The sequence below is a fragment of the Pseudomonas sp. IT-P44 genome, assembly GCF_949768225.1.
Lineage (GTDB): Bacteria > Pseudomonadota > Gammaproteobacteria > Pseudomonadales > Pseudomonadaceae > Aquipseudomonas > Aquipseudomonas migulae.
Genome location: NZ_CATKQM010000076.1, coordinates 1 through 1,799, shown reverse-complemented (window position 1 = coordinate 1,799; position 1,799 = coordinate 1). Strand labels below are relative to the sequence as shown.

Sequence of the window (1,799 nt, the reverse complement as noted above, 5' to 3'; positions counted from 1 at the left end):
GTTCAGCCGCGGCGAAGTGCGGCCAGGTGACGAGAGTCATCGGCGTTGTCCTTGCTCGGAAAGAGACTCGCAGGGTGTGCAGCGGATTTTTCCGCCCAGGGCGCGGCGCTTCTCGGGAATTGGGTTTTCACAGTCCAGGCAGTGGGTGCGGCTGGGCCCGATCGGGCGCACCTGGGCGAGCTGGGCCGCGATCGCCTGGTCGCGCTGGCGTTGCTCCAGCGCCTGGGCACGGTCGAACGGGCACACCATCAGCGCAGGCCCTCGATCTCGGTAGCGTCCAGGTACGGCACGCCGTTGATGCGGATAAAGTCCGGACTGGTGACGTCGAACGGCACCTTGTGCTTGGACTTCTCGCCACCCTTGGGATCGATGGCCAACAGGCTGGAGACCTTCAACTTGCAACCGAAGGCCTCGACGCGCAGCTCTTCATCGCCGGCAGCGGCGAAGAACACCACGTCGAAGGTGTCCAGCTTGCGAAAGCTCCCGGCCGATCGGGCGGATTCGATCAGCAGGTTGAAGTTGCTGGTGTCGAATTCCATCTCGCCGCTGGCCGAGACGTCGCCGTCGACGTGCCCGTTGGGCACGCCTTTGCTCTGCGCCACGGCGGTGTTATCGGTGATGTCGAGGGTGATGTTGTCGACGTGAACCTGCAGGTCGCCCAGGTTGACGTCGAAGTTTTTGCCGCCAATACGTGCGGTCATAGGGGCTACTCCTGGTTGTCGTCAGAAAGGTCGAGGGCGATGTTGGCCGTCAGGTCTTTCGGGCAGTTGAGGGGCCGGATCTTGATGTAGATCTCGACCTTGGTTTTGCTGTGCCACACCAGGACGATGTCGCCGTCCTGGGGTGATTCGATCTCACCCGGGAACACCTGGCCGGCGAAGGTGGTGGACTTGGCCATCTGGCGCAGCGGCTTCATGAATGCGCTGATTGCTGCGGCCATGCTGTTCGGCGAGTTGTTCAGGCGGCGATCGCCGACACGACGGATCAGCAGCGGGCGAACCTGACGGGCAGCCTTGTCGGCCAGACGTAGGTACTCGACCACCTGGAAATCGCTCGCCGGAGCGTCGAGCATGTTGCCGTCACCCCAGAACACGCCCGGGTAATCGGGGTAGGTCTGCGATACGGAGAAGCGCGCGGTGTCCAGCTCTGCGCGGATCGCCGACGGCAATGGCACGCTTTCCTTGTCGACAGGGACAGGCCCGAGGCCCAGCAGTGCACCGGATGCCACACGCATCGGACTGTCAGCAATACTCACGGCGGCGTTGGCCAAGCGGCCCGCCAGCACGCCCAGGTCATTGCCGTGCAACTGCGGCACGACCAGGACACGCGGCGCGGCCAGGCCGGTGGTGATTGCACGCTGTGCAGTGAGGTATTCCGCCCAGGTCTGCTGGGTAGTGATGCCGGCACTCGCTGCCATGACAAACGCACGTCGGCCGTAGGTGTTGTTCAGTGCCACGGCGGCGTCGTGCATCGCCGACAGCTCAGCCTTGACCGTTACTGGTGTGGTGATCACCACCGCTTCGACGGAAAAGCCTTGCTGTTGGGCCTTTTCCAAGGCTTCGGACCATTCGCCGTCTGCAGCGATCGGAGCGGCCAAGCACGCCCAGCGATCGCCCCCGTTGAGGCGTGCTGCGGTGATCTGGGTTTTCAGGTCGCTCGGCGGGATGCCCAGAGCGCCGTCGAGGTCGCTGTCCGTATTCAGGGGGATCAGTTGGCCGGCGTTTTTCCCGCCGGTGCCGATGAAAAGGAAATAGCGTTCGATCTCAGTCACGGCACCCTGGCCCAGATTGAGATTGTTT

At 63.5% G+C, this 1,799-nt stretch carries 3 protein-coding genes; all 3 read right to left on the bottom strand.

The features are described from left to right. Nucleotides 1-36 precede the first annotated feature (36 nt). Nucleotides 37-249: a TraR/DksA C4-type zinc finger protein gene (locus ACM6IO_RS26720; RefSeq protein WP_414912539.1), complete on the bottom strand. Its 213-nt coding sequence runs from the start codon at nt 247-249 to the stop codon at nt 37-39. Next, nucleotides 249-701: a phage protein gene (locus tag ACM6IO_RS26715; protein WP_253438749.1), complete on the bottom strand. Its 453-nt coding sequence runs from the start codon at nt 699-701 to the stop codon at nt 249-251. The genes ACM6IO_RS26720 and ACM6IO_RS26715 overlap by 1 nt, the downstream gene beginning before the upstream one ends. Nucleotides 702-706: 5 nt before the next feature. Beyond that, on the bottom strand, nt 707-1,799 hold a 1,093-nt coding region (locus ACM6IO_RS26710; protein WP_414912541.1), incomplete at its 5' end, for a DUF2586 domain-containing protein.

Excerpts from the sequence above, each read along its gene's own strand:
- ACM6IO_RS26720 (WP_414912539.1), bottom strand. The coding sequence starts at position 249 with ATGGTGTGCCCGTTCGACCGTGCCCAGGCGCTGGAGCAACGCCAGCGC.
- ACM6IO_RS26715 (WP_253438749.1), bottom strand. The coding sequence starts at position 701 with ATGACCGCACGTATTGGCGGCAAAAACTTCGACGTCAACCTGGGCGAC.